General features: G+C 60.4%; 19 protein-coding genes, 1 tRNA gene and 3 pseudogenes. 12 read left to right on the top strand and 11 right to left on the bottom strand.

The window, feature by feature from the left end; all coding sequences use genetic code 11:
• Positions 1–24: 24 nt before the first annotated feature.
• Positions 25–1,125 (bottom strand): cysteine desulfurase family protein, encoded by a 1,101-nt coding sequence (locus ACFQAU_RS15340; protein ID WP_120351136.1) that lies wholly within the window; start codon positions 1,123–1,125, stop codon positions 25–27.
• A gap of 113 nt (positions 1,126–1,238) precedes the next feature.
• Positions 1,239–1,700: a Fe-S cluster assembly transcriptional regulator IscR gene (gene iscR, locus ACFQAU_RS15335; RefSeq protein WP_067942247.1), complete on the bottom strand. Its 462-nt coding sequence runs from the start codon at positions 1,698–1,700 to the stop codon at positions 1,239–1,241.
• 172 nt (positions 1,701–1,872) lie between these two features.
• Here iscR and ACFQAU_RS15330 point away from each other — a divergent pair, with 172 nt between their 5' ends.
• The 4 genes from ACFQAU_RS15330 to ACFQAU_RS15315 all read left to right on the top strand — a co-directional run bounded on the left by ACFQAU_RS15330 (position 1,873) and on the right by ACFQAU_RS15315 (position 4,654).
• Positions 1,873–2,526, top strand: a complete 654-nt coding sequence (locus ACFQAU_RS15330; protein WP_067626833.1) for an alpha/beta hydrolase — start codon at positions 1,873–1,875, stop codon at positions 2,524–2,526.
• Complete coding sequence (locus ACFQAU_RS15325) at positions 2,526–2,762, top strand: hypothetical protein (RefSeq protein ID WP_120351137.1); 237 nt, start codon at positions 2,526–2,528, stop codon at positions 2,760–2,762. The genes ACFQAU_RS15330 and ACFQAU_RS15325 overlap by 1 nt, the downstream gene beginning before the upstream one ends.
• The gene (locus ACFQAU_RS15320; protein WP_132443346.1) at positions 2,759–3,343 is read left to right on the top strand and encodes an HD domain-containing protein; all 585 of its coding nucleotides are present in this window, start codon (positions 2,759–2,761) and stop codon (positions 3,341–3,343) included. The genes ACFQAU_RS15325 and ACFQAU_RS15320 overlap by 4 nt, the downstream gene beginning before the upstream one ends.
• Before the next feature lie 96 nt (positions 3,344–3,439).
• Complete coding sequence (locus ACFQAU_RS15315) at positions 3,440–4,654, top strand: NADP-dependent isocitrate dehydrogenase (RefSeq protein WP_132443345.1); 1,215 nt, start codon at positions 3,440–3,442, stop codon at positions 4,652–4,654.
• 291 nt (positions 4,655–4,945) lie between these two features.
• Here ACFQAU_RS15315 and ACFQAU_RS15310 read toward each other — a convergent pair whose 3' ends face one another.
• Positions 4,946–5,152 carry a DUF6356 family protein gene (locus tag ACFQAU_RS15310; protein ID WP_120351138.1) on the bottom strand — a complete coding sequence of 69 codons (207 nt, stop codon included), beginning with the start codon at positions 5,150–5,152 and terminating at the stop codon, positions 4,946–4,948.
• Positions 5,153–5,267: 115 nt separating this feature from the next.
• Here ACFQAU_RS15310 and ACFQAU_RS15305 point away from each other — a divergent pair.
• From ACFQAU_RS15305 to typA, 3 genes and pseudogenes are all read left to right on the top strand, one after another.
• A pseudogene (locus ACFQAU_RS15305) lies at positions 5,268–5,720 on the top strand (Lrp/AsnC family transcriptional regulator); the annotation flags it as partial.
• Positions 5,721–5,740: 20 nt separating this feature from the next.
• Positions 5,741–6,070 (top strand): DMT family transporter, encoded by a 330-nt coding sequence (locus ACFQAU_RS15300; RefSeq protein ID WP_067626829.1) that lies wholly within the window; start codon positions 5,741–5,743, stop codon positions 6,068–6,070.
• Positions 6,071–6,216: 146 nt separating this feature from the next.
• Positions 6,217–8,034, top strand: coding sequence for a translational GTPase TypA (gene typA / locus ACFQAU_RS15295; RefSeq protein WP_067931183.1), 1,818 nt, complete (start codon positions 6,217–6,219; stop codon positions 8,032–8,034).
• Here typA and ACFQAU_RS15290 read toward each other — a convergent pair.
• The 4 genes from ACFQAU_RS15290 to recA all read right to left on the bottom strand — a co-directional run bounded on the left by ACFQAU_RS15290 (position 8,031) and on the right by recA (position 13,085).
• A complete protein-coding gene (locus ACFQAU_RS15290) occupies positions 8,031–8,789 on the bottom strand; it encodes a phosphatase PAP2 family protein (protein ID WP_386283254.1) in 759 nt (252 codons plus the stop codon). The genes typA and ACFQAU_RS15290 overlap by 4 nt on opposite strands.
• A gap of 136 nt (positions 8,790–8,925) precedes the next feature.
• A complete protein-coding gene (locus ACFQAU_RS15285) occupies positions 8,926–9,213 on the bottom strand; it encodes a DUF1330 domain-containing protein (RefSeq protein WP_132443342.1) in 288 nt (95 codons plus the stop codon).
• Positions 9,214–9,218: 5 nt separating this feature from the next.
• A complete protein-coding gene (gene alaS / locus ACFQAU_RS15280; RefSeq protein ID WP_120351142.1) occupies positions 9,219–11,876 on the bottom strand; it encodes an alanine--tRNA ligase in 2,658 nt (885 codons plus the stop codon).
• A gap of 138 nt (positions 11,877–12,014) precedes the next feature.
• A complete protein-coding gene (recA, locus tag ACFQAU_RS15275) occupies positions 12,015–13,085 on the bottom strand; it encodes a recombinase RecA (RefSeq protein ID WP_132443341.1) in 1,071 nt (356 codons plus the stop codon).
• 203 nt (positions 13,086–13,288) lie between these two features.
• On the opposite strand from recA, the gene ACFQAU_RS15270 reads away from it, so the two are divergent.
• Positions 13,289–13,882, top strand: a complete 594-nt coding sequence (locus ACFQAU_RS15270) for a gamma-glutamyl kinase (protein ID WP_120351144.1) — start codon at positions 13,289–13,291, stop codon at positions 13,880–13,882.
• Between the two features lie 13 nt (positions 13,883–13,895).
• Here ACFQAU_RS15270 and ACFQAU_RS15265 read toward each other — a convergent pair whose 3' ends face one another.
• The 3 genes and pseudogenes from ACFQAU_RS15265 to guaB form a co-directional block, all read right to left on the bottom strand.
• Positions 13,896–16,130, bottom strand: coding sequence for an ATP-binding protein (locus ACFQAU_RS15265; protein WP_409202470.1), 2,235 nt, complete (start codon positions 16,128–16,130; stop codon positions 13,896–13,898).
• A 175-nt stretch (positions 16,131–16,305) separates the two neighbouring features.
• Positions 16,306–17,462, bottom strand: a pseudogene (locus ACFQAU_RS15260) (RsmB/NOP family class I SAM-dependent RNA methyltransferase).
• Between the two features lie 49 nt (positions 17,463–17,511).
• A pseudogene (gene guaB / locus ACFQAU_RS15255) lies at positions 17,512–18,959 on the bottom strand (IMP dehydrogenase).
• A gap of 190 nt (positions 18,960–19,149) precedes the next feature.
• Here guaB and ACFQAU_RS15250 point away from each other — a divergent pair.
• The 4 genes from ACFQAU_RS15250 to ACFQAU_RS15235 all read left to right on the top strand — a co-directional run bounded on the left by ACFQAU_RS15250 (position 19,150) and on the right by ACFQAU_RS15235 (position 24,418).
• On the top strand, positions 19,150–21,210 hold the full coding sequence (locus ACFQAU_RS15250) for an ASKHA domain-containing protein (protein WP_132443338.1): 2,061 nt from the start codon (positions 19,150–19,152) through the stop codon (positions 21,208–21,210).
• Positions 21,210–22,055: a class I SAM-dependent methyltransferase gene (locus tag ACFQAU_RS15245; protein WP_132443337.1), complete on the top strand. Its 846-nt coding sequence runs from the start codon at positions 21,210–21,212 to the stop codon at positions 22,053–22,055. Before ACFQAU_RS15250 ends, ACFQAU_RS15245 begins: the two co-directional genes overlap by 1 nt.
• Before the next feature lie 41 nt (positions 22,056–22,096).
• Positions 22,097–22,170: transfer RNA gene (locus ACFQAU_RS15240), tRNA-Gly, on the top strand.
• Positions 22,171–22,366: 196 nt separating this feature from the next.
• Entirely contained in the window at positions 22,367–24,418 is a 2,052-nt protein-coding gene (locus ACFQAU_RS15235; protein WP_132443336.1) for an ATP-binding protein, read from the top strand.
• Between the two features lie 53 nt (positions 24,419–24,471).
• Here ACFQAU_RS15235 and ACFQAU_RS15230 read toward each other — a convergent pair whose 3' ends face one another.
• Positions 24,472–26,100, bottom strand: coding sequence for a long-chain fatty acid--CoA ligase (locus tag ACFQAU_RS15230; RefSeq protein WP_132443335.1), 1,629 nt, complete (start codon positions 26,098–26,100; stop codon positions 24,472–24,474).
• Positions 26,101–26,203: the final 103 nt, after the last annotated feature.

The raw sequence follows: 26,203 nt of genomic DNA, 5'->3' as shown, positions 1-26,203 counted from the left end.
TTCAGTTCCTTTCCGTGGCGGCGCTCAGGCGGCCCGCGTTTCGTGCTTTTTCAGTTTGGCGGTCCAGCTTGTGGCGAACCGCAGGATATCTTCCCGGGTGGTGTTCAGGCCCAGCGACACCCGGATCGCGCTGGCGGCCTGTGTTTCATCAAAGCCCATGGCGCGCAACACGGCACTGGCGCGGACCTTGCCGCTGGAACAGGCCGATCCCGCCGAAATGGCAAAACCAGCGAGGTCCATCTGCATCACCTGGGTCTCGCCCTTCCAGCCGGGCGTAATGATGCATGAAGTGTTGGGCAGGCGCGCAGCGCCTTTCCCTACAAAAATAGTAAGACTTGTGGCATCCGCAAGGGTCGCTTCCAACAAATCACGCTGTTCGGCCACCTCTTCCCACCGCCCCGCAGACAGGTCTGCCGCCGCCGCTTCTGCCGCTGCGCCAAAACCTGCGATGGCGGGGATATTTTCGGTCCCCGAGCGGCGCCCCATTTCTTGCCCGCCGCCGCGCAAAAGCGCGTGTTCGGCCAGATCAATGCCGCGCTTGACGATCAGCGCACCGATACCCTTGGGCCCGCCCAGCTTATGCGCCGATACGAGAATGAAATCCGCCCCCGACGTAGCCATTTTGAACCGCGTTTTGCCAAGGGACTGTACCGCATCGACCAACACATAGGGGCTGCTCTCCATCGCCCAGCATTGCTGGGCCAAGGGCATGGTTTGTTGCAGCACGCCGGTTTCGCTGTTGGCAGCCTGAAGAGCGACCAGATCAGCGCCCGCCGCAGCGGTCAGATCACCATCCCAAACACCATGCGCGTCGACACCCAAACGATCCGCCTGCCCCCATGAGAGCACCGCGTCATGTTCCACGGCGGATGTCACCATCCGCGCGCCCATCGCCGCCGCAAGCGCCGCCGCCTCTGTTGCACCGGAGGTAAAAATCACATCGACCGGATCACAACCCACAAGCCCCGCCACCTGCACCCGCGCGCGTTCAACCACAGCCTTGGCCGCACGGCCCTCAGCATGGACCGAGGACGGGTTGCCGGGCAGATCCATCGCCGCGATCATCGCCGTGCGCGCCTCCGCCCGCAGCGGTGTGGTCGCGTTATGGTCCAGGTAGACCCGCATCCTTCATCCTTTTCCAAATACCGCGGGGGTCCGGGGGCAGCGCCCCCAAAATCCCACATTGCCACCCGCGCAGGCCACAGCGGCCAAAGCGCGTTTGCTGCCCAAAACCACCCTCACGTTTCATCCACCACGGCAAAGAGTGTCGGCACCGCCGGACAGGGGGCCAGTTCGTTATCCACCACATCCGACAGGCGGGTCTGGTGCAAGAAGACATAGACATGCGCGCTCAAGCCCTGCCAAAGCCGGTTGGTCAGCGATTGCGCTCGGCTGCCCGAAAGCCCGCCCGAGGCACCTGCCCCCTTGTGCATCGCATCCACCGTCTCATCCACCGCGGCAAGCACATCGACCACGCGAATATCCGTAGCCGGACGCGCCAAACGGTAGCCCCCGCCCGGCCCCCGGACAGAGGTTACCAGCTCGGCCCGCCGCAGTTTGACGAACAACTGTTCGAGATAGGGCAACGACACCGACTGTCGCTCGGCAATGTCACCCAGTGACACCAGCGTCCCCGCAGGCTGCAGGGCAATATCGGCCAAAGCGACCATCGCGTAGCGCCCTTTGGTGGATAGCTTCATCGTCTTACCCTCACTCGCCGTGCCATTTGATTGACGTGGGCGGCTTAAATGCCTAAGTCCAAAGACTGATCCACGCGACACTGCGCGGAACCAGATTAGAACCGTTCTAAGGTGGCCTAGCGAATTCGTCAACTATTCGCGGCGATCTTTGAACCCCCAGACAGGGACACCCATGCCCGAGGTTATTTTTCCCGGACCCGAAGGCCGCCTTGAAGGCCGCTACCACCCCCAAAAAGAACGTGACGCCCCGATTGCCATCGTGCTGCATCCGCATCCACAGTTCGGCGGCACGATGAATCACAAGGTCGTCTATAACCTGCACTATGCGTTCTACAACATGGGTTTCACCGTGTTGCGCTTTAACTTCCGCGGCGTGGGCCGCAGTCAGGGTGAATACGACCAAGGCATCGGCGAATTGTCCGACGCGGCCTCGGCGCTTGATTACCTGCAATCGATGAACAACAACTCCAAACATTGCTGGGTTGCGGGTTTCTCGTTTGGTGCGTGGATCGGCATGCAACTGCTGATGCGCCGGCCAGAGATCACCGGCTTTATCTCGGTCTCGCCGCCCGCGAATATGTATGACTTTTCGTTTCTCGCGCCCTGCCCGGCCTCTGGTCTGGTCATCAACGGCACCGCCGACCGCGTGGCACCGCCTGCTGACACGACCAATCTGGTCAACAAGCTGCATGAGCAAAAAGGCATCACGATCACCCATCAGGAGATCGAAGGCGCCGGGCACTTCTTTGAAGAGCCGCATATGGACACGCTGATCACCTCGACCAGCGACTATGTGAAACGCCGCCTGACGGAATCCACCCGCTAATGGCGGACGCGGTCGTCCTCCAACTGGCCAACAAGCTTGCCGAGGAATGTCTCGCCGTGCAGGCCGAGACCGGTGAGGAGCGGCTGTTTATCGAAGTTGGCGAGGTGCTTGGCGCCTCGTCACAAACGCTCGAAGAGGCCTTTTTGACGGCGATCCGAACGCGGATGGCCAATGACAAGGCCCGCGGTTTTCTTGCCCGCAAACTGCGCGATCATCGCGGCAAGGCCGGCGCATGACCGAGCGGCTCGACCAGCAGATCGCCTTTCTCAATGAGGCCGACAAGCTCAAGACAATCCTGCGCGGCACCACGCTGTGCGATGCAAGCCGGGCGGAAAACTCGGCCGAACATTCATGGCATTTGACGCTCTACGCGCTGGTTCTGGCCGATCAGGCCGGTCCAGAGGTGAACATCAACCGCGTCATCAAGATGCTGATCCTGCACGATCTTGTTGAGATCGACGCGGGCGACAATCCGATCTTCGGCGACTATGACGCCGCTGAAATGGAAGCGCAGGAACAAATCGCCGCCGACCGCATCTTTGGCCTGCTGCCCGCCGATCTGCGGGTCGCATTGCGCAGCATCTGGGAAGAGTTCGAAGCCGCCGAGAGCCCTTCGGCCCGCTTTGCCAAATCGCTCGACCGGTTCCAGCCCCCGATGCAAAACCTCGCCTCGGGCGGGGGCAGCTGGACCGATTACAACGTCTCGGAAGCGCAGATCGAAGAGAAGGTTGGCCGCAAGATCGCCATCGGCGCCCCTGCGCTTTGGTCCTACGCCCGGGCCCGTATCAGCAGCTTTTTCGCCGGGGTCGGCGCCTGACCGCGAGCTTCGGCATACCATGGTATACGATCTTTCTCTTTGGCCCCCGATAGGCTAAAGCACGGATAAATACATCCTCAACCAAAGGAATTCGTCATGTCGAAGATTAAGGTAAAAAACCCCATCGTCGAACTCGACGGCGATGAGATGACCCGGATCATCTGGGATTTCATTAAGAAAAAGCTGATTACCCCCTATCTTGACGTTGACCTGAAGTATTACGACCTTGGCATGGAAGTGCGGGACGAGACCGACGACCAGATCACCGTCGACGCGGCCCATGCGATCCGCGAGCATGGCGTCGGCGTGAAATGCGCCACCATCACCCCCGATGAGGCTCGTGTCGAAGAGTTTGGCCTCAAGCGCATGTATCGCAGCCCCAACGGCACCATCCGCAACATTCTGGGCGGCGTCATCTTTCGCGAGCCGATCATCTGCCGCAACGTGCCGCGCCTTGTGCCGGGTTGGACCCAGCCGATCGTCGTGGGCCGTCATGCCTTTGGCGACCAGTACCGCGCCACCGATTTCCGTTTTCCCGGCAAGGGCAAGCTGACGATCAAGTTCGTCGGTGACGATGGGGAGACGATCGAGAAGGAAGTCTTCGACGCGCCGTCCGCCGGTGTCACCATGGCGATGTACAACCTCGACGATTCGATTCGTGACTTTGCGCGCGCTTCTTTCAACTACGGTCTGATCCGCGGCTGGCCGGTGTATCTGTCGACCAAAAACACAATCCTCAAAGCCTATGACGGACGCTTCAAGGACCTGTTCCAAGAGATTTTCGACGAAGAGTTCGCCGAGGACTTCAAGAAAAAGAACATCTGGTACGAACACCGCCTGATCGACGACATGGTCGCCTCGGCGATGAAATGGTCGGGCGGCTATGTCTGGGCCTGCAAGAACTACGACGGCGACGTGCAATCCGACACCGTGGCGCAGGGCTTTGGCTCGCTCGGGCTGATGACCTCTCAGTTGATGACCCCGGATGGCAAAATCGTGGAGGCCGAAGCCGCGCATGGCACCGTGACGCGCCACTACCGTCAGCACCAAAAGGGCGAAGAGACTTCGACCAACTCCATCGCCTCGATCTATGCTTGGACGGGCGGATTGAAGCACCGCGGCAAGCTGGACGATAACACGGCGCTGATCAATTTCGCCGAGACACTTGAGAAGGTTGTCGTGGACACGGTGGAATCGGGCTTCATGACCAAGGACCTTGCCCTGTTGGTGGGGCCGGATCAGGGCTGGCTGACGACCATGGGCTTCTTGGAGAAGGTGGACGAGAACCTGAACAAGGCGTTGGCTGGCTGAACTGGCCGGATTTGCGCTAAATGCGACGGGCCGCAGCGATGCGGCCCTTTTCTATTTTTGCGATCGCGCTTGCCACCCGGCCCGGAACCAAGCCGCATGCGCCGCGCCATCGCCTGCCCGCCCGTCACGCCGGAGGCGTGCCGCTATATATGGGCGCACATATGGTGCGACCGGGTAGGCGATTTGGCAAGGCTGGGTGCGACCACGCGGAAGCACATCACCGCTGAGCAATAAAGTGGCACGAGGCACCATCTGATCGCCGACCCACGGCCAGGCGTTGGCCCTCAGCCCCTACTGCCCCCGGTTGTGCGTCCGGGCATAAAGCTTGGCGATAATCCCGCTCGCTGTCTTCTCGAACAGGCAGGGGATCAGCGCATGCACCAGCGCCGCACCCGCCGCCGCGAACAGCAGGCCCGAGAACTTAAGCGCGAAGGCCATATGCTCGAAAAACGTCTCCTCTACCTTTGCGGGATGGTCGAGAAAGATACGTGCGATCATGGGAAACTCCTGTCTTTACCTTTGCAGCACCCTAACCCAACCCTTTTGTGACGTTTTCTCAAATCCCACCCCGCAACCCCTTGCCGCTGAGAGGATTTCCCACCAAACTCCCAAAATGACGACACTTGATGACATTGACCGCCGCATATTGGTCGAGCTGCAACGCGACGCCAGCCAATCGCTCGAAGCGCTTGGGTCCGCTGTCCACCTTTCGCGCAACGCCTGCTGGCGCCGCATCCGCACGCTTGAGAAGGCAGGCGTGATCAAAAACCGCGTCACGCTCTTGGACGCCGCGAAACTTGACCTCGGCCTCAGCGTCTTCATTCAGGTGCGCACCAACGCCCATGCGCCCGATTGGTTGGACAAGTTCTCAAAGGCCACACAGGCCATGCCCGAAATTCTTGGCGTCTACCGGATGACCGGTGATCTGGACTATTTGATCCGGGCGCGGGTTCGGGATATGGCGGGGTATGATCGCCTTTATCAGGACCTGATCCGCCGGGTGCCGCTGTCGGATGTTTCGGCCAGTTTCGTGATGGAGGAGATCAAAGAAACCACCGAACTCCCCTTTGAAGAAGGCGCGCCCCCATGCATTATCTGTGGCTCATCATCGCCGTGGTGGCGGAAACCCTTGGCACGACCGCGGTGCAGGCCTCGCATCAATTCACCCGGCTCTGGCCCTCGGTGGCGGTGGTGGTTTTCTACATGATCTCTTTCTACTGCATGTCGCTGGCGCTAAAGGTCATGCCGGTCGGAATCGTCTATGCCTTTTGGGCGGGCCTCGGGATCGTGCTGATCGCGCTGATCGGCTTCGTGCTTTTCGGCCAACGGCTGGACCTGCCCGCAGTCCTCGGCCTTTTGCTGATCATTAGCGGCATTCTGGTCATCCATCTCTTCTCGAACAGCGCCACCCATTAAGGCCGCAGCGGCGGCACAGGTTCGCGCAGTAACAGGCACAGCGCGCCATTAGGGCTAGCAATTGCAGTCGGGGCGCGGTATGGGCGGCGCAATTATACGCGCAGCTTCAGGTTGGCGCGTCCCTCCCCTATCCAAAGGCTGACTTAATGGACCTGCGCAACATCGCAATCATCGCTCACGTCGACCACGGCAAAACGACGCTGGTAGACGAGCTTCTGAAACAATCCGGCACCTACCGCGAAAACCAGGCGACCACCGAACGCGCCATGGACAGCAACGATCTGGAGCGCGAGCGCGGCATCACCATTTTCGCCAAGCCGACCTCGGTCGTGTGGAACAACACCCGCATCAACATCGTCGACACCCCCGGCCACGCCGACTTTGGCGGCGAAGTTGAGCGCATCCTGTCGATGGTTGACGGTGTGGTCCTGCTGGTCGACGCCGCCGAAGGCCCGATGCCACAGACCAAATTCGTGACCTCCAAAGCGCTGAAACTGGGCCTGCGCCCGATCGTTGTGCTGAACAAAGTTGACAAGCCCGATGCCGAGCCTGACCGCGCGCTCGACGAATGCTTTGACCTTTTCGCCAGCTTGGATGCCACCGACGAGCAGCTTGAATTCCCGCATATGTATGCCTCGGGCCGTTCCGGCTGGGCGGATGCCGAACTCGACGGGCCGCGCAAAGACCTGAACGCGCTCTTTGATCTGATCCTTGAGCATGTCCCTGCCCCCAAGCAGATCGAGAACGCCGACAAACCCTTCACCATGCTGGCCACCACGCTTGGCGGTGACCCCTTCCTGGGCCGATTGCTGACCGGCCGTGTGGAAACCGGCACGTTGAAAGCTGGCCAGACACTCAAAGCCATGTCGCGTGATGGCACCCTGATCGAGAACTTCCGCTGCACCAAAATCCTCGCCTTCCGCGGGCTGGAGCAGACCGCCATCGACGTGGCCGAAGCCGGTGACATCGTCTCTATCGCGGGCATGACCAAGGCGACCGTGGCCGACACGCTGGCCGATGCCTCCGTGAACGAGGCGATCCCCGCCCAGCCGATCGACCCGCCGACCATCACAGTGACCTTTGGCATCAACGACAGCCCACTGGCGGGCCGTGACGGCAAAAAAGTGCAGTCGCGCGTGATCCGTGAGCGCCTGATGAAGGAAGCCGAATCCAACGTCGCGATCAAAATTTCGGACACACCGGGCGGCGACGCCTTTGAAGTGGCTGGTCGTGGCGAATTGCAGATGGGCGTTCTGATCGAAAACATGCGCCGCGAAGGTTTTGAGCTTTCGATCTCTCGCCCGCAGGTTCTCTTCCAAGAGATCGACGGTGTCCGCCATGAGCCCATCGAAGAAGCCACAATCGACGTGGATGACGAATACTCCGGCGCGGTCATCGAAAAGATCACCGGCACCCGCAAGGGTGAACTGGTCGAGATGAAACCAGCCGGTGCAGGCAAGACCCGCATCATCGCCCATGTTCCCTCGCGCGGGCTGATCGGCTACCACGGCGAATTCCTGACCGACACGCGCGGCACAGGCGTCATCAACCGCGTCTTCCACTCTTGGGCACCGCACAAAGGCACGATTCCGGGCCGTCGCGCGGGCGTTCTGATCTCCATGGAAAACGGCTCCTCGGTCGCTTTCGCCCTGTGGAACCTCGAAGAGCGTGGCAAGATGATGATCGGCGCACAGGCTGACGTTTACACCGGCATGATCATCGGTGAGCACAGCCGCGAAAACGATCTTGAAGTGAACCCGCTGAAGGGCAAAAAGCTAACCAACGTGCGCGCCTCGGGCACCGACGAAGCGGTACGTTTGACCACGCCGATGACGCTGAGCCTTGAAGAAGCCATCGCCTATATCGACGACGATGAGCTTGTTGAAGTGACACCGAACGCGGTCCGCCTGCGCAAGCGTTACCTCGACCCGCATGAGCGCAAGCGCATGGCGAAAGCCAGCTAAGCCACGACTTTTACAAAATAAAAACGGCAGCGCATCCCAGGATGCGCTGCCGTTTTCACATCTGACGCCGGAAAAGCCGCAGGCCTTACCGATCGCTTTCCTCTCTGTCGATATGCCCGCGTTTCGCCAGACTGAGCGCGGCCAAAAGGCAAAGGATGGCCCAAGCTCCCCCCAAGCCAGCCAGCCGCCACATCCGTTGGCCAATGCACCCCCATATAGACACGGCTGATCCCAACGAGCAGCGTGAGCAAGACGGCAACCGCCAGCGTATAGACCTTGAGTGCCCGGCGCGTCTGCGCTCGCGCCACCATCGCCCCTAGCGTGAGGTAAGCGACAGCCGCCATCATCGAATGCCCCGAAGGAAAGCTCGCCGTGTGGACCAATGACCCATGCGGCACAAGGTCGGGGCGCGGCCGGTCAAAGAACTCCTTGGCGATACTGCTCAAGACGATCCCCCCGCCAACAGTCGCAAAGATGTAGAGCGCGGTAGACCACCGCCGTTGCAACAAGAAAAAGAGCGAGACCACAACGGTCGTCAGCACCAACACTGCAACACCGCCCAAGGCTGTCAGGTCACGCCCGATCTCTTCCACCCACCACGGGCCGATGGGATCCGACAGATCGCCCGGCGTGCGCAGGAACAATAGGATGTCACGGTCAAGATTGCTGGTGCTGCCTGCCACGACCTCTTCGGTGAGTTCGGCCAAGGTCCAGACGGCGATGACCGAAAGGCCCATCAGGGCCAAAGTGGTCACCTCCACGTGGCTGCGGCACCATTGGGCGAAAGCGGATAGTCGGTTGAGGTTCATATGGGTCAACCGCCGTTCGGGGCGAAGGTTCCCCCATCAAAGCAAGACGCCCCACCTGCTATTCAGGCGGGGCGCTTTCCAATCATTCCTCGGTTTCGACGATCATCAATTCGCGTTCGGACGCACCGCGCGCATGGCTCAACGCAGCCTGATAAGCTTCAGAATGGTAACATTTTTCCGCTGTTTCAACATCGGGGAAACGCGCCACGACATTGCGCGGCCGTTCCTTGCCCTCAAGCTGAACGAAACGCCCGCCCCGCGCGATGAACTTGCCGCCATGGGCCGCAATGGCCTCAGTGGCGCCGGCGGCGTATTTCTTATATGCCTCTTCGTCGGTGACGGTGACATGTGCAATCCAGAGTGCGCCCATGGGCCTTATCCTTTCAAGATGTTTTCAGCCGCGGCAATCGCCGCTTCTGCATTCTCTGCCGAGGCACCACCGCCCTGAGCCATGTCGGGCCGACCACCGCCGCCCTTACCGCCCAATTCGGACACCGCCGCTTTGACCATGTCGACTGCCGAAACACGATCTGTCAAATCCTGTGTCACGCCGCCCGCGACCGCGGCCTTGCCCCCGGTATCGGCGATCAGCAGAACCGCGCCAGAGCCCAGCTTGGCCTTATGCTCATCTACCAGACCGGGCAGGTCTTTGCCTGTGATACCGCTGAGGACTTGGCCAATGAATTTGACGCCATTCACCTCACGCGCTTCGGGTGCGGCCGCACCGCCGCCCGACATCGCCAATTCGCGCCGCAGCTGCGCCACTTCGTTGGACAGGCTCCGGCGTTCGTCAAGCAGGGCGCGCACCCGTTCGGGCACGTCGCTGGTCGCTGTTTTCAACTCTGCCGCAACCCGGCTCAGCGCCGCTTCTTGCTCCCGCAGCCAAGCCAGAGCTTCGGTCCCGGTCAGCGCCTCGATCCGGCGCACCCCCGCGCTGCTGGCACTGTCCCCCAGCAGAACAAAAGCGCCAATATCCCCAGTCTGACGCACATGGGTACCGCCGCAAAGCTCAAGCGAATAGGTCGATTTGTCGCTTCCCTTGCCGGAACCTTCCAATTGACCCATCGAGACGACACGCACCTCATCACCATATTTCTCACCAAAAAGCGCCTGCGCCCCCATGGCCCGCGCGTCATCCGGCGTCATGATCCGCGTCTCCACCGGCGTGTTCTGGCGGATATAGTCATTCACCTCGCGCTCGACTTGGGTCAATTCCTCCTGCGACAGCCCCTTGGCATGCGAGAAATCAAACCGCAGACGGTCATGCGCGTTAAGCGAACCACGCTGCGACACATGATCCCCAAGCGCGTTGCGCAGCGCCTCATGCAGCAAGTGCGTGGCCGAATGGTTGGCCCGGATGGCACTGCGCCGCAAACGATCGACCTCAAGAACAGCCGTTTGACCCGGTTTCACCTCGCCTTCGACCACATGGCCGAAATGCACAAAGACACCTGCAGATTTGCGTGTGTCGGTCACATTCACGATACCGGTTTGCGTGCGGATCACCCCGGTGTCGCCGACCTGCCCGCCGCTTTCCGCATAAAACGGCGTCTGGTTCAGCGCGACCTGCACATCACTGCCCACAGCGGCAGCATCCACCTGATCACTGCCTTGCACCAAGGCCACGATCTGCCCCTCGGCGCTTTCGGTGTCATAGCCTAAAAACTCGGTCACGCCGCTTTTGTCGGCCACGTCGAACCAGACGGTGGCATCCGCAGCCTCACCCGACCCAGCCCAAGCCGCACGGGCTTTCGCTTTCTGCGCCGCCATTGCGGTGTCGAACCCGTCGGTATCCACCGCGCGCCCTTTTTCGCGCAGCGCATCCTGCGTTAGATCAAGCGGGAAACCGTAGGTATCATAAAGCTTAAACGCCGCCTCCCCCGGCAGTGTGGCCCCCTCAGGCAGTCCACTCAATTCATCATCCAGCAGCTTCAAACCGCGATCAAGCGTCTGGCGGAAACGGGTTTCCTCCAGCAACAACGTCTCACGGATGAGCGATTGTGCCTGACCCAATTCAGGGTAAGCCGCGCCCATCTGCTGCACCAATGATGGTACCAGTTGATGCATTAAAGGGTCCTTAACGCCGAGCAAATGCGCGTGGCGCATCGCGCGTCGCATAATCCGACGTAGCACATAGCCCCGGCCCTCGTTCGAAGGCATCACCCCATCCGCAATCAGGAAAGAGGTCGACCGCAAATGGTCGGCAATCACCCGGTGATGGGTCTTTCCTGGCCCATCGGGATCGGTCGAAGACGCATGTGCGCTGGCCTCAATCAGGTTGCGCATCAAGTCCGTGGCATAGTTGTCATTCGTGCCTTGCAACAGCGCCGCCACCCGCTCGATCCCCATGCCGGTATCGATCGACTGGTTGGGCAGCGGCTGGCGCGTCCCATCTTCGAACTGCTCGTATTGCATGAAAACGAGGTTCCAGATCTCAACGAAACGGTCCCCGTCTTCTTCGGGCGATCCCGGAGGGCCGCCCCAGATGTGGTCCCCGTGATCGTAGAAAATCTCGGTGCAGGGTCCGCAGGGGCCTGTTGGACCAGCGGACCAGAAGTTATCATCCGTCGCGATGCGAATGATGCGTTCATCCGGCAGGCCAGTGTGCGCCTTCCAAATTTTAACCGCTTCTTCATCCGTATGGTACACCGTGACCAAAAGCCGGTTCGGGTCGATGCCGAACTCTTTGGTCAATAGGTCCCAAGCAAAGGGGATCGCCTCGGCCTTAAAGTAGTCGCCAAAGCTGAAGTTGCCCAGCATCTCGAAAAACGTGTGGTGCCGCGCGGTATAGCCCACGTTGTCGAGGTCATTGTGCTTGCCGCCCGCCCGCACACATTTCTGCGCCGACGTAGCGCGGCTGTATTCGCGTGTTTCCACCCCGGTAAAAAGGTTCTTAAACTGCACCATACCGGCAGCGGTGAACATCAGTGTCGGGTCGTTGCGCGGCACCAGCGGGCTGGAGGGCACGATCTGATGCCCCTGCGCATCGAAATAATTCAGAAAAGTTGAGCGAATTTCATTCAGCGTCTTCATGGGCGAGGCCTTCCGGGGCAGATTTGATCGATCCCAAATACCCCTCAGCCTCGGCGCTGTCCACCGTTCCTGCCCATGAAAAAGGGGCGCAGCCCAAGGCCACGCCCCCGTTGCAGTGTCTTAATACCCAAAGCGTGTTTACGCTTCGAGAATATCCACGTCATCGCCGCCGGACCCTTCAAAGTCCAATCCATGGGCTGCGCGGATCTTATCCTCAATCTCCGACGCCATAGCGGTGTTTTGCTTCAGGAAGTTCTTCGCGTTCTCGCGCCCCTGCCCGATCCGCTCATCCCCATAGCTGAACCATGAGCCCGATTTATCGACCACGCCAGCTTTGACGCCAAGATCAAGCAACTCGCCCATCTTGGAGATGCCTTCGCCATACATGATGTCGAACTCGACCTGCTTGAACGGCGGCGCGACTTTGTTTTTAACGATCTTCACCTTTGTCGCGTTGCCGACAACCTCATCACGGTCTTTCAGCGCGCCGATGCGGCGAATGTCGAGCCGGACAGAGGAGTAGAATTTCAGCGCGTTACCGCCCGTTGTAGTCTCGGGTGACCCGAACATAACGCCGATTTTCATCCGAATTTGGTTAATGAAAATGACCATACAGTTCGACCGGCTGATTGAGCCCGTCAGCTTACGCATGGCTTGAGACATCAAACGGGCCTGAACCCCTACGCTGCTGTCGCCCATCTCACCTTCAAGCTCGGACTTCGGCGTCAGAGCCGCGACTGAGTCGACGATAACCATGTTGACCGCGCCAGATCGCACAAGAGTGTCGGTGATTTCCAAGGCTTGTTCGCCCGTGTCGGGCTGCGAAATAAGCAACTCGTCAATGTCCACGCCAAGCTTTTTCGCATACTGCGGATCAAGCGCATGTTCCGCATCGACAAAGGCGCAGACGCCGCCAGCTTTCTGCTGCTCCGCGACGCAGTGCAGGGTCAAAGTTGTCTTACCCGAGGATTCCGGGCCATAAATTTCAATGATACGCCCCATCGGCAGACCGCCAATGCCAAGCGCGATATCAAGGCCCAGCGAGCCTGTGGAGCTGGCTTTGATGTCCTGGATCGCCCCTTCGGCGCCCAGCTTCATGATCGACCCTTTGCCGAACTGACGTTCGATCTGGGCCAGCGCGCTGTCGAGCGCCTTTTGCTTTTCTGCGGTTTTCTTGCTGTCCATTGTCAAAAGATCTGCCGTTGCCATTAGGTTCATCCCTTAGTGTCACAGTGGCGCACCGGCGGCAATCGCCTGCACGCTATGTCGCTTATGTTCTTCTAATGTTCCATATGAGGGTAAATGAAGAACATTTCAATGATTTTGTTTGTCCTTTAAGTTTTCTCGGGAATGGTAAAGAAATGGTTTACCCGACATAGATGGGACCATGTGCAGCTTGGGATAAGACGCGAGTGATTGTTTTTTTCAAAGAACGGCTGGCCTTTCTGTCAGTGCCCAAAACCGGAACCACCGCCTATGAAAAGGCGCTCGCGCCCCGCGCGGACATGGTGATCTCCGATCCCCCTATGCTGAAACACGCGCCCGTCTATCGGTATAATCGGTTTGTTCGACCGATGTTCCTTAAAGTCTGCGATGCCGAGCTTGAACTTATGGCCGTCATGCGCGAGCCGATTTCTTGGCTTGGCAGTTGGTACCGCTATCGGCGGCGCCCTTTCATGGAGGGTAGGCCCAACAACACCTTTGGGGTTACTTTTGACGAATTTGTGCTCGCCTATATGAAAGGCGACAAGCCGGGTTTTGCCGATGTTGGAAGCCAGTTGAAGTTTATGGAGACCCAACCGAACGGCACCGGCATCACCCACCACTTCCGCTATGAAGATCAGGCCCGGCTGCGTAGTTTTTTGGAAGAGCGGCTCGACGTGACTCTGTCCTTGGGGCAAGAAAATGTATCGCCCAAGATGGAATTGGCGCTTTCCCCAAACGTCGAAAAACGCTTTCGCCGGAAATTCGCGGCGGAACTTGAGCTTTACGAGTCGATCCCTTAGCCCTGCCCTCAGCTTAGTGTAACTGGTTATGTACCGTATTGGTCAGATCGGTCAGGGAGAAGGGTTTGGGCAAAAAAACCGAGTTGGGAATTTTCGACTGTTCCTGCCCGAAATTGTCCTCTGCATAGCCAGAAACGAAAACGACCCGCACGTCCGGTCGTTGTTTCAAAGCTTGGCGCACCCAGCTTGGCCCGTCCATGCCGGGCATGACGACATCCGTTACAAAGACGTCGATATCCAGTTCTTGATCTTCGAGCATCTTCAGTGCGGCTTCGGCGGATTCCGCTTCAAGCACCGTGTAGCCGCGCAGGCGTAGGGCACGGCTGGCAAATGCCCGAACCGGCGCTTCATCTTCGACCAGCAGGATTACCCCATCGGAACGCTGCAGTGGGCCCTGATCGGGCTGCGAGGCGGTCTTTCGAGAAACCGTATGCGGCTGCCCCTCAAGCACGGGAAAGTACAGAGTAAAACAGGTTCCACGCCCCAACTCACTGTCGATAAAGATAAATCCGCCCGTCTGTTTGACGATCCCATAGGCGGTGGAGAGGCCAAGGCCGGTCCCCTCGCCTGTGCGTTTGGTAGTGAAAAACGGCTCGAACACTTTTTGCAGCTTGTCTTTCGGGATGCCGGTGCCATCGTCGTGGACCTGCACTGTGACATAGCGCCCGGCGGGAACGCTGACCCGGTCCCGCTCGAGTGGTTGGTCGAGTGTTGTCACCTCCGTCAGGATGCGAATTTCACCCCCGGCGGGCATCGCATCGCGGGCATTGACAACGAGGTTCATTAACACCTGCTCCAACTGGCGTTTATCCGCACGGATCGGCGCAAGGACCGGGTCATGGCTTAAGGTTAGCGTTACCTTCTCGCCCACCAGACGGTTCAGCAAATGGGTAAGGTCGGCCAAGGTATCGCGCATGTCCAGCGTTTCGGGCCGGAGGGTTTGTTTGCGGGAGAAGGCGAGGAGCTGCCCCACCAGCGCGGCTGCCCGATTGGCGTTCTGATTAATCTGGACCAGATCGCTGAAATCCGGATCGCCTTGGTCATGGCGCAGCAAGAGGAGGTCGCAATGGCCCGAAATTGCGGTCAGAAGGTTGTTGAAATCATGCGCCACACCGCCAGCCAGCTGACCAATAGCCTGCATTTTCTGGCTCTGCACGAATTGCGCCTCTAGCGATTTCAGTTCGGTTGCGTCTTGTAGCACCGCGATCAGGGCGGCCTCTCCGCCTTCGGATATCCGGTTCAGCGAGACCTGTACAAAAATCTCCTGATCCGTGCGGGTCAGCCTGAGAAATTCGGATTTCTGCACCAATCGCCCTGCGAGACTGTCATTCAACCAGTCAGAGATAGAACGGCCCAGTCCCTCCATTAGCTGTGAAAGATGCGCGCCGCGTCGCAGGGAGACGCCGAGCAGTTTGGCCGCCATTCGGTTGAACGCCAATACGGTCCCATCCGGCCCCAGCTTGATCATCGGCACGGGGAGGTCTTGAAAAGTTTCCCATCCCAATTCACTGGCTGAGACACCCCCATCGGGCGGAGGCAAGAGGTAAAGTGCACGGCGGTTGGCACCGGCGTCGACTTCGGCCACCAATACCTGACGGTTGCCCTGTGCGGTGGATATTTCCGCCACGGTTCCCGATATCAGTGGCAGGGCGTTGAACAATCGGTCCAAGGACTTCACCCGGTCCCCGACGAACAAACGCGCCGCCTCGTTCATGTAAAGGATCGTCCCGCCCCGACCCACCATGACCATCGGCAAGGCCATGCTATCTTGGGTGGCACGGGGGCCCGCGCGGGCTGGTGCTGGTTCAACCCGCCAAAGCAAACGGTCAGCCGACACATGGTGTACGGATATGCGCACCGGACCGACGCGGGTGATCACTTCTTCCCGCGCGTTACCGCTTGCCGTAGCACGGGACTGCAGACGGTAGAGAAGACCCACGGGGTTGGAGAAATGCGTTCGCAGGGCCTGCGCGAGGGTCTCTCCGCTGCCGTCGCCAAACTGCTTCTGAGCCGCTTCATTGCGGTAAATAACTTGTCGGTCGATCGACGCGATAAAGCTGGGCGTGCCGTCATTTGCAATGAAATCGGCGACTCCGTCGGTGCTGGCTTGGTTCAGCATCCGCGCCCGCAGGCGGAGGGCCATGTAACCGATTGAAATCAAGCCGAGCGTGACCGCCGCTGCGGTAAGGCCAAGCTTCAACGACGCCTCGGCGCTGCGCTGCGCGAGCGCACCGGTGGCCACAGCCATCGCCCCAAGCAGCCACAGCCGCATGAGCCCGGCCTGCCCGCCAATCCCTGAATGCCCGACGCCCTGCTGCACGCGATTCCCCTAACAACCGAATCATAGGACTATTACGCGCGAGAGAGGTTAAGCAGGCTTTAACCCTAGAACACTTGCACGCATTGGTTGATTATGGGGTAAATTACTCGCGCGTCAACTGTGCTGAGAAAAAGCCGTCGCCCTCGGCAGTCACGTCATAACGGTCCATCCGGGCGATTTTCCAGCCCGGGTGACGGGCCAAGAATGCCTCAACCCGCGCCTCATTTTCCTCTCGGAAAAGCGAGCATGTGGCATAGGCCAAAACGCCGTTGGGTTGCGTAAGTGACGCTGCTGTATCGAGAATTTGGTCTTGAATGGCAGTCAGTTCAGCCAGCCGGTCGGGGGTCAGGGTCCACTTCCCCTCTGCCGCGCGGCGCCATGCGCCAGACCCCGAACAGGGCGCGTCGCAGAGAACGAGGTCATAGGGCGCGCCAGCTTCGGCTTTTTCGGTATCGGCCAGGGAAATCTCAACACCCGCGCGCGCGGCGCGGGGAAAGGTCGCTCATCCGACGCGGGTCGATGTCATGGGCCGTGATCTCGCGCGTGGCGTCCATGGCCAGAGCCAAGGCCTTGCCACCGCCCCCGGCGCAGTAGTCCAGTACCCGCCCCCCAGCGGCAGGGCGGCCACGACTGCTTGGCTCGCCGCGTCCTGCAATTCCACGTAGCCATCTGCAAAGGCGGAGGAATTTCGGATCCGGCGTTGCCCCTCAATTACGGTTAGCGCGGCATCGGCAAGCGGGTTGGCTCGGGTTTGAACGCCCTCCTCCGCCAGCAATTCCTGCGCGGCAGGCACCGCGATCCGCGCCGTGTTGACCCGCAGACAGATCGGCCCGCGTTCCTGAAGCGCCATGGCTGCGGCATCCGCCTTTTCCCCGAGCGCTGCGTCGAACAAAGGCAGCAGCCAATCGGGCAGATTCAACATTGTGGCGCGGTCTTCGGGCGGCTGTGGGAAAGCACGTTCCGCGTCGCTCAACGGCGTGGGCGCGTGCCCCTCGCCCGTGAACAGGGCGTCTAGATCAGCGCCTTGCCCGTGCAGCACACCGATCATCAGGGCACGGCCCTTATCTCCCCTGCCGTAATGGGCCGCCGTCCGTTTCTGGCGCAGCACGTCAAAGACATGATCCCGCACGGCGGCCCGGTCTTTGGAGCCTGCAAAACGGCTTTGCCGCGCCCAGCGGGTCAGCGCCTGTTCGGCGGCCAGCCCCCGGCGATCGCATCCAAAACTTCTATCGCAGCCGATACACGCGCGCCCGGGGTCATGGCATCTTCCTTAGGTAAAGAACGGCTCTTAAGCCGTTGCTTTTATGGGTTAACCGATACGGTAGTTCGGGCTTTCGCGGGTGATCTGCACGTCATGCACATGGCTTTCCTTCAGCCCCGCGCCGGTGATCTTCACAAAGCTACAGTTGCGGCGCATCTCATCGACCGTGGCGCATCCGGTATAGCCCATCGCCGCGCGCAAACCGCCCACAAGCTGGTGGAGCACATTGCCCGCGCTGCCTTTGTAGGGCACCTGACCTTCGATACCCTCGGGCACCAGTTTGTCAGAGGCGGCATCTTTTGGAAATACCGGTCCGCCGAGCCGCGCGCCATGGCGCCCATGCTGCCCATGCCACGGTAGCTTTTGAAGCTACGGCCTTGATAAAGAACGACTTCACCGGGGCTTTCGTCGGTGCCCGCGATCATGCTTCCGACCATGGCGCAAGAGGCACCAGCGGCAATCGCCTTGGCGAAATCGCCGGAGAACTTGATGCCACCGTCGGCGATGATCGGCACGTCACCGGCGGCGGCCACGCAATCCATAATGGCGGTTAATTGCGGCACGCCCACGCCCGCGACCATCCGCGTGGTGCAGATGGAGCCGGGGCCGATGCCTACTTTCACAGCATCCGCGCCCGCGTCGATCAATGCGCGGGTGGCGGCACCGGTGGCGACGTTGCCCGCGACGACCTGCACATCGCCGAAGTGCTTTTTGGCACGGGTCACCGCATGGGCCACGCCTTCGGAATGGCCATGTGCCGTGTCGATCACGATCATATCGACGCCCGCATCGACCAGCGCCTCAGAACGCTCGAAACCCGCGTCGCCCACGGTGGTCGCCGCAGCCACGCGCAGCCGGCCCAGATCGTCTTTGCAGGCGGTCGGGTTCAGCACGGCCTGTTCGGTGTCGCGCAGGGTCAAAAGCCCGGTGAGCACGCCGCTGGCATCGGTGACCAACAGTTTCTCGATCCGGCGGGATTTCATCAGGCTGATCGCCTCGTCCCGGTCGGCAGGCTCTTGCAAGATCGCCAGCCGCTCGGAGGTCATCATCACCGACACCGGCGTGCGGTCGTCAGAGGCGAAGCGCATGTCACGGTTGGTCACGATGCCCAGCACGCGGCCATTTTCATCCACCACCGGGAAACCCGTCACGCGGTAGCGTTCTTGCAGCGCCTTGGCATCCGCCAACGTCTGGTCGGGGCGCAGGGTGATCGGGTTGTAGACGATGCCGGATTCAAAGCGTTTGACCCGGCGCACTTCGCGGGCCTGCTCTTCGATCGTGAGGTTGCGGTGCACCACCCCCATGCCCCCGGCCTGCGCCAGCGCAATCGCCATACGGCTTTCGGTCACCGTATCCATGGCCGAGCTGAGCAGCGGGATATTGAGCGCGATGCTCTGCGTGACGCGGGTTCTTGTATCTGCGGTAGATGGCAACACAGAAGACGCCGCGGGAACCAGCAGTACGTCATCAAAGGTCAGGGCCTCACGAATCTCCATTTAACACCTCGGGTCTGGATGGGTTCATTTGGCGGTTTCCTATTTCACGGATGGCAGGGATTGGAAAGGCCTATTCCCCCGCGTAAGGCATGAACATGGAATGACGTAGGCGCGGCACGAATTGCCGCCCCGCATCTTTCCCCGCCGCGCGGAACGCTATGGTGGCGCAAAGAAACAAAGGACGGCCCCGATGAGCAGTGATCCCCTCGTGATTTTCACGCCCTCTGGCAAGAGAGGGCGCTTTCCCAAAGGCACACCGGTGCTGACCGCTGCACGGCAGTTAGGCGTTGACTTGGACTCGGTCTGTGGTGGGCGCGGCATCTGTTCGAAATGTCAGGTCTCGCCTGGCTACGGGCAGTTTTCCAAACATGGCGTTACCGTCGCACCTGACGCGCTGAGCGACTGGAACGCGGTCGAGGAACGCTATGACGAAAAGCGCGGGCTGAAAGAGGGCCGCCGTCTGGGCTGTCAGGCCACGGTGCAGGGCGACGTGGTGATTGACGTGCCGCCAGAGAGCCAAGTGCACAAACAGGTCGTGCGCAAACGCGCCGAGGCGCGGGAGATCGTGCTGAACCCATCGGTAAAACTGTTCTACGTCGAGGTGACAGAGCCCGACATGCACGAACCCTCGGGCGATCTGGAGCGCCTGCGCACCGCGCTGGCCGAACAGTGGGAACTGGAGAAAGTCACCGCCGATTTGCACATACTGCAAATGATGCAGCCGGTCCTGCGCAAGGGCGCGTGGAAGGTGACCGTCGCCGTGCATCTGGGCGATCAAGAGAACGCGGCCCGGATCATGAACATTTGGCCGGGATATTATGAAGGAACGGTCTACGGGCTGGCGGTCGATCTTGGCTCCACCACCATCGCGGCGCATCTGTGTGATCTGCAAACCGGAGAGGTCATGGCCTCCTCCGGGGTCATGAACCCGCAGATCCGGTTTGGCGAAGACCTGATGAGCCGCGTCAGCTATTCGATGATGAACCCCGACGGCGCGCAGGAGATGACCCGCGCGGTGCGCGAGGGGATGAGCACGCTATTTACCCAGATCGCGACCGAAGGGAATGTCGCGCCGGACCTGATCGTCGATGCGGTCTTTGTCTGCAACCCGGTGATGCACCACCTGCTGCTCGGCATTGACCCCTTTGAGTTGGGCCAAGCGCCCTTCGCGCTGGCGACGTCCGGCGCGCTGCGCCTGCGGGCAGAAGACTTGGATCTGAACATCCACCCCTCCGCCCGCGTCTATCTGCTGCCTTGTATTGCGGGCCATGTGGGCGCAGATGCCGCCGCCGTTGCCCTGTCAGAGGCGCCGGAAAAATCGAATGATTTGATGCTGGTGGTCGATGTGGGCACCAATGCGGAAATCCTGCTGGGCAACAAGGAAAAGGTGTTGGCCTGTTCCTCTCCCACCGGGCCTGCTTTCGAGGGTGCGCAGATCAGCTCGGGCCAACGCGCGGCACCGGGGGCGATTGAGCGGGTCGAGATCGACCCCGAGACAAAAGTGGCGCGGTTCAAGGTGATCGGCTGCGACCTTTGGTCCGATGAGGAAGGCTTTGAAGAGGCCGTCGCGAGCACTGGGATCACCGGCATCTGCGGCTCGGGCATAATCGAGATGGTCGCAGAGATGCGCATTCACGGCATCGTCGACGCGCCGGGGCTGATCGGCAGCGCCGAGCAGACAGGCTCGGCGTCGGTTTTCGCCGATGGGCGCACCAACAGCTATCTGGTCTACGACGGCACCGAAAAGGGCGGCCCAAAGATCACGGTGACCAACCGCGACATCCGCGAAATCCAAATGGCCAAGGCAGCGCTCTACTCCGGGGCCCGTCTGTTGATGGACAAATTCGGCATCGACAAAGTCGACCGGGTGGTGCTGGCCGGGGCCTTTGGCGCCCATATCAGCCCCAAACACGCGATGGTGCTGGGCATGATCCCCGACGCCCCGCTCGAAAAGGTCACCAGCGCGGGCAATGCCGCAGGCACCGGTGCGCGGATTGCCCTGCTCAACACCGATGCGCGGGCTGAGATTGAGGCGACTGTGCGCGCCATCCACAAGATCGAGACCGCCGTCGAACCACGCTTTCAAGAGCATTTCGTCAATGCTTCTGCCATTCCCAATGCAGTGGAACCCTTCCCCATTCTCAACAGCCTCGTCGCCCTGCCGGACGTGACCTTTAATACCGGCGGCGGCGGCACAGGCGGCGCCGGGGGCGAGCGCGGCGGACGCCGTCGCAGAAGAAAGGCCACGTGATGAGCACGCCCGACAACAACGATCAGGTCGAATTCTGGAGCGCGGCGGCGGGCCGAAAATGGGCCGCGCGGCAAGCGGAGCTGGATATCCTCATGCAGCCGGTGCTTGACGGCGTGCTGGCCCGCGCCGAACTGACGCCGAAGCTGCGCGTGCTGGATATCGGCTGTGGGGCGGGTGCTGGCTGTCTTGCGGCGGCCAATGCGGTGGGCGATGAGGGCGCGGTGCTGGGCGTCGATGTCTCTGCCCCGCTTCTGGACCTCGCGCGGCAGCGTGCCGCCGCCCTGCCCCAAGTGGCCTTTCACCATGGCGACGCGACCGAGCTTGAACTTGAGCCCGCCTACGACCGGCTGATCTCGCGCTTTGGGGTGATGTTCTTTGCGGATCCGGTGCTAAGCTTTACGCAGATGGCCGCGCAACTCAGCCCCGGCGCAAGGCTTAGCTTTGCCGCTTGGGGGCAGATCCCCGAAAATCCTTTCTTTACCCTGCCCGCCCGCGCGGCCCGTACCACCATCGGTGCCATGCCCAAAAGCGACCCCGACGCGCCCGGCCCTTTTGCCTTTCGTGACCCCGAACGTGTTGTCTCGATCCTCGCGGCAGCGGGCTTTGCCGATATCGCATGCAAGGTGACCCAACTTGACCTCACCCCCGCAGGCACGGTCGATGACCTTGCCCAGCAGATGTGTGACATTGGCCCGGCCAGCGGCGCGATCACCCATTTTGACGCCAACCCCGACCAAGTCGCCGAGTTACGGCAGACCATTGCCGATGCCCTGCAGTCCTACGCGCAAAACGGCCCCCTGCGCCTGCCCGCCGAAATCAATTTCGTCACCGCGACGAAACCCTGACTTGACCTTCCCCGGCGCGCCGATTATCCCAACCTCAGCGCGCGGGTATGGTGAAAAGGTATCACGGCAGCTTCCCAAGCTTTAGTTACGAGTTCGATTCTCGTTACCCGCTCCACGCTAGTCTCCCTTTCCAAGCCGACCATGGATGATCGCGGCCAAGGCACGCGAACTTACCTAGGGTCACCCACGAAAAGCCCATTCTGGTCCGAATTTCGCCATGATTGCCCGCAAAAGTAGCAATCAGCAGGGAAGTAACTTACGCGCAAATGGCCCAACGAAGTCAGATGCGCTGGCAGGCAAAGGAAAAAAGCGTGGCAAACGCGTTCAGGGACTACGCAACGTCCAAGGCGTATATCATCGTCAATTTCATCGTGCTGTGCTGCGTCGCTGGCATCAGCTATTCGATCGTCAAATTGGATTACGAACAACATATCGCCAGCATCCGTCAGGATGCGCGGCAGACGCTCCATGAAGTCAGCAATCAGGTGCAGCACCAGTTCCAAGAAACCATTCTGGTGACAAAGAACATCGAGAATATTCTGCTGTCCGGCGAAGCCTTCAAAGACAAGAAAATCGAACTTCTGGTCAAAGAGCTGCGGGATCGGAACCCCGGCATTCAGGCTTTCGCCCTAGCCCCTGATCTCAAGATCACCCATAGCTATCCCAAAACCCCGAACGCCGGGGTTATCGGACTGGAATATAAGAACATTCCGACGCAGCTTTCAGGTGTGGCAAACGCCTACCGCCGCCAGAGCCCAACCATCGAAGGGCCGCTGAACCTCGTTCAAGGCGGCAAGGGCTATATCATGCACTACCCGGTGTTCGAGCGCCCCATCGGCCTTGGCGCGCCGCGCTTTTGGGGGGTGATGTCCATCGTGTTCCAGCCTGACCGGCTGTTTGAACTGAATCAAAACCCGCATCAAGCCGCTGACTATATCTATAGCCTGCGCGCCTTCCCGACAGGTGTCATGCCGGACGATATTGCGCCCGCGACCATCGACCCCGCAGCGCCCGTCCGCACCCGGTTCGAGCTTTTGGGCAAGACATGGGAGGCCACGGCAAGCCTTGCCAACGGCCTGCCTCCTTATGCTCCGCAAAGCCCCTACCTCGTGGCTTTCGCTCTGATCGCGACCATCGCACTGATGGCGGGGCTCTGGGCCTTCCGCCGGGTCACGCTGAAAAAGCAAGAGGCCCATGCGCTTTTGGCCGAGGGCATCGGTTCGATCCAAGAGGGTTTTATCGCCTTCGATGAGAAAGAACGCCTGGTCACCGTCAACAGCAAGTTTCTTGAGTATCACCCTGAAATCGCTGACCTTCTGATCCCCGGAAAAACCATCGAGGAGCTTTTGCGCAATTGGGTCGCGCGGCATCAGCACCCCGAAAATGTCGAAGACCGTGAGGCATGGATTGCCAAGCGCCTTGGGCGGTTCCGCAATCCCACCGGCGCCTTTATTCTTGAGGTGTCCGACAACTTCTGGCTCAAAGTCACGGAATCGCGCACGCCGCATGGCTATACCGTGGGCATCTGGACCGATGTGACGGCTGAGAAACGCGCGTTGGACGCGGCCAAGGCGGCAGATCGCGAGAAAACCGAATTCCTCAACAACGTCAGCCATGAGCTGCGCACCCCGCTTACCGTGATCTCGGGCCGGGCGACCTTCTTGCAACATGCCGAGAAACTGCCTCAGGCCCGGCGCTTGCAGACCGCTTTGAACAACAGCGCGAACGCCACGCCCGATATCCGCCACAGCGTGGACGAATTCCAGAACTTCGTCTCGGACCAAGCGGGCGGTATCGCGGGATCGTCCAAACATATGCTGCGTCTCGTCGAAGACCTGCTGGATTGGACCAAAGTCGCGCGCGGCAAGATGGAGCTTGATCTGCAAGAAATCGAAACCAGCGAGATCGCCCGCTCGGTCGCCGATGACCTGCGCCCGGATGCCGAGGCCAAGGGGCTGACGCTTACCTATGAGGATAACGGCACAGCCAGTGCCAACGCCGATCCGGTCCGCCTGCGGCAGATCCTCTACAATCTCATCTCAAACGCGATCAAATTCACCCGCACCGGCAACATCCACCTCAAGATGCATCAGACCGCAGAGGAGATCACCTTTGCCGTGACAGACACGGGCTGCGGCATTTCCGAGGACAATCTCGCACGCGTTTTCCTGCGGTTTCAGCAGGTTGACGGCTCCATGTCACGCGAGAACGGCGGCTTGGGTCTGGGGCTGGCGATTGCCGAGCAACTGGCCACTCTGCATGGCGGCAGCCTGTCATTGGAAAGCAAGATCGACGTGGGCAGCACCTTCCGGCTGACCCTGCCCCGGCCCGTGGCCGACAGCGAGATGCGCCGCTCAGCCTGACGCCAAACGCGGTTAAAAACGCCCCGGCCCAGATCAGACCGGGGCGGCCTACCTCAGCTTTCGCCCTGCATCAACACATCACCGAAACGGTCCCGTAGATCGCGTTTAAGCACTTTGCCGGTCGCATTGCGCGGCAGGGCCTCAGCAAAGACCACGCGATCCGGCACCTGCCATTTGGCGATCTGGTCTTCAAAGACCTTGAGGATATCCGCTTCTGACGGATCGGCCCCTTCGGCCTTTACCGCGATTAGAACCGGGCGCTCATCCCATTTGGGATGGGTCGCACCAATCACGGCGGCATCGGCCAGATCGGGATGGGCGATGGCGATATTCTCTAGCTCGACCGAGCTGATCCATTCGCCGCCCGACTTGATGATGTCCTTGGCCCGGTCACGGATGGTGATATATCCGTCCTTGTCCATCGTCGCGATATCGCCGGTGTCGAACCAGCCATCGCGCAGGGTGCTGTCGCGGTCAGATTGATAATAGGCGTCCAAAATCCAATGCCCGCGCGTGACCAGCGCACCTTGGGTTTCGCCGTCATGGGGCAGCGGCTTGCCTTCGTCGCCCCAAATCTCAAGCTCAACGCCAAAGACCGGGCGGCCTTGGTTCTCGCGCAGTTTATGCTGTGCGTCTTCGGGCAATTCGCCGTGTTTTGCCAAGGGTTTGTTGACACTGCCCACCGGCGACATCTCGGTCATGCCCCAAGCGTGGATCGTTTCAACGCCATATTTTTCGCGGAAGGTCTTGATCATCGACGGTGGACAGGCCGAGCCTCCGACCACCGTGCGCTCAAGGCTCGTGAGCTCGCTGCCCGACTTCTTGGCCGCCGCCAACAGCCCCTGCCAGATTGTCGGCACGCCAAGCGCCAAGGAAACACGGTAGGTGTCGATCAGGCCAACCAGCGACGCCCCATCAAGGTTCGGCCCCGGCAGTACCATCCGCGCGCCGGTCATGGCGCTGGCATAGGGGCAGCCCCAAGCGTTGACGTGGAACATGGGCACCACCGCCATGACGATATCCCGCGCAGAGATGGCAATGCTGTCGGCCATGTTGATGCCGAAGGAATGCAGCACGGTCGAGCGGTGAGAATAGAGCACGCCCTTGGGGTTGCCCGTGGTCCCGGAGGTATAGCACAGGCTCGACGCGGTGTTCTCATCCAGATTGGGCCAGTCGAAACCGGCATTTCCTGAGGCCACCAACTCGTCGTAGAAAATCAGCCCCGGCAGCGCCTCGGCGGCCTCGGCATCAGGGCCGGACATCAACACGAGATACTTGAGATGCTCCAGCTTGTCGCGGATCGCGGCGACCAGCGGCACGAAGGTCTTGTCGATGAACAGCACCTCATCCGCCGCGTGATTGAGGATGTAGATGAGTTGATCGGCGAAAAGACGGGGGTTGATCGTATGGCAGACAAAGCCCGCGCCGGAGGTGCCAAAGTAGATCTCCAGATGCCGCCGATTGTTCCATGCGATGGTCCCGCAGCGCGCCTGCGGTGACAGCCCCAGATCGGTCAAGGCCGAGCCCAAGCGCCGTGCGTTTTCGGCCACCTTGCCCCAGTTGGTTTCCTCGACCCCGCCTGTGGTTGAAACCGAGATAATCTCCCCCTCGGGGTGGTAGCGTTCGGCATGGGCAATCAAGCTTGAGATCAGCAGCGGCTGCGACATCATTTGGCCAAGCATAATGGGGATCCTCCAATCATTTGCTTTGAGACTGTCCAAAGGTCAGGGCAGTTGCAAGCCTTCCCCTCCGGCAAGTCGAAATCGGCAACGATAGGCAGCAGAA

This window comes from Sulfitobacter profundi, assembly GCF_042661425.1.
GTDB classification, from domain to species: domain Bacteria; phylum Pseudomonadota; class Alphaproteobacteria; order Rhodobacterales; family Rhodobacteraceae; genus Sulfitobacter; species Sulfitobacter profundi.
The sequence above is the reverse complement of the archived record's forward strand: the minus strand, read 5'-3'. Positions and strand labels throughout refer to the sequence as shown.

Bases quoted from the DNA above. Each gene is read 5' to 3' on its own strand.
- ACFQAU_RS15300 (WP_067626829.1), top strand. From the start codon at position 5,741: ATGCATTATCTGTGGCTCATCATCGCCGTGGTGGCGGAAACCCTTGGC.
- ACFQAU_RS15340 (WP_120351136.1), bottom strand. From the start codon at position 1,125: ATGCGGGTCTACCTGGACCATAACGCGACCACACCGCTGCGGGCGGAG.
- ACFQAU_RS15315 (WP_132443345.1), top strand. From the start codon at position 3,440: ATGTCGAAGATTAAGGTAAAAAACCCCATCGTCGAACTCGACGGCGAT.
- ACFQAU_RS15325 (WP_120351137.1), top strand. From the start codon at position 2,526: ATGGCGGACGCGGTCGTCCTCCAACTGGCCAACAAGCTTGCCGAGGAA.
- ACFQAU_RS15320 (WP_132443346.1), top strand. From the start codon at position 2,759: ATGACCGAGCGGCTCGACCAGCAGATCGCCTTTCTCAATGAGGCCGAC.
- ACFQAU_RS15230 (WP_132443335.1), bottom strand. From the start codon at position 26,100: ATGCTTGGCCAAATGATGTCGCAGCCGCTGCTGATCTCAAGCTTGATT.
- ACFQAU_RS15250 (WP_132443338.1), top strand. From the start codon at position 19,150: ATGAGCAGTGATCCCCTCGTGATTTTCACGCCCTCTGGCAAGAGAGGG.
- iscR (WP_067942247.1), bottom strand. From the start codon at position 1,700: ATGAAGCTATCCACCAAAGGGCGCTACGCGATGGTCGCTTTGGCCGAT.
- typA (WP_067931183.1), top strand. From the start codon at position 6,217: ATGGACCTGCGCAACATCGCAATCATCGCTCACGTCGACCACGGCAAA.
- ACFQAU_RS15245 (WP_132443337.1), top strand. From the start codon at position 21,210: ATGAGCACGCCCGACAACAACGATCAGGTCGAATTCTGGAGCGCGGCG.
- ACFQAU_RS15285 (WP_132443342.1), bottom strand. From the start codon at position 9,213: ATGGGCGCACTCTGGATTGCACATGTCACCGTCACCGACGAAGAGGCA.
- ACFQAU_RS15265 (WP_409202470.1), bottom strand. From the start codon at position 16,130: ATGGCTGTGGCCACCGGTGCGCTCGCGCAGCGCAGCGCCGAGGCGTCG.
- ACFQAU_RS15310 (WP_120351138.1), bottom strand. From the start codon at position 5,152: ATGATCGCACGTATCTTTCTCGACCATCCCGCAAAGGTAGAGGAGACG.
- alaS (WP_120351142.1), bottom strand. From the start codon at position 11,876: ATGAAGACGCTGAATGAAATTCGCTCAACTTTTCTGAATTATTTCGAT.
- recA (WP_132443341.1), bottom strand. From the start codon at position 13,085: ATGGCAACGGCAGATCTTTTGACAATGGACAGCAAGAAAACCGCAGAA.
- ACFQAU_RS15330 (WP_067626833.1), top strand. From the start codon at position 1,873: ATGCCCGAGGTTATTTTTCCCGGACCCGAAGGCCGCCTTGAAGGCCGC.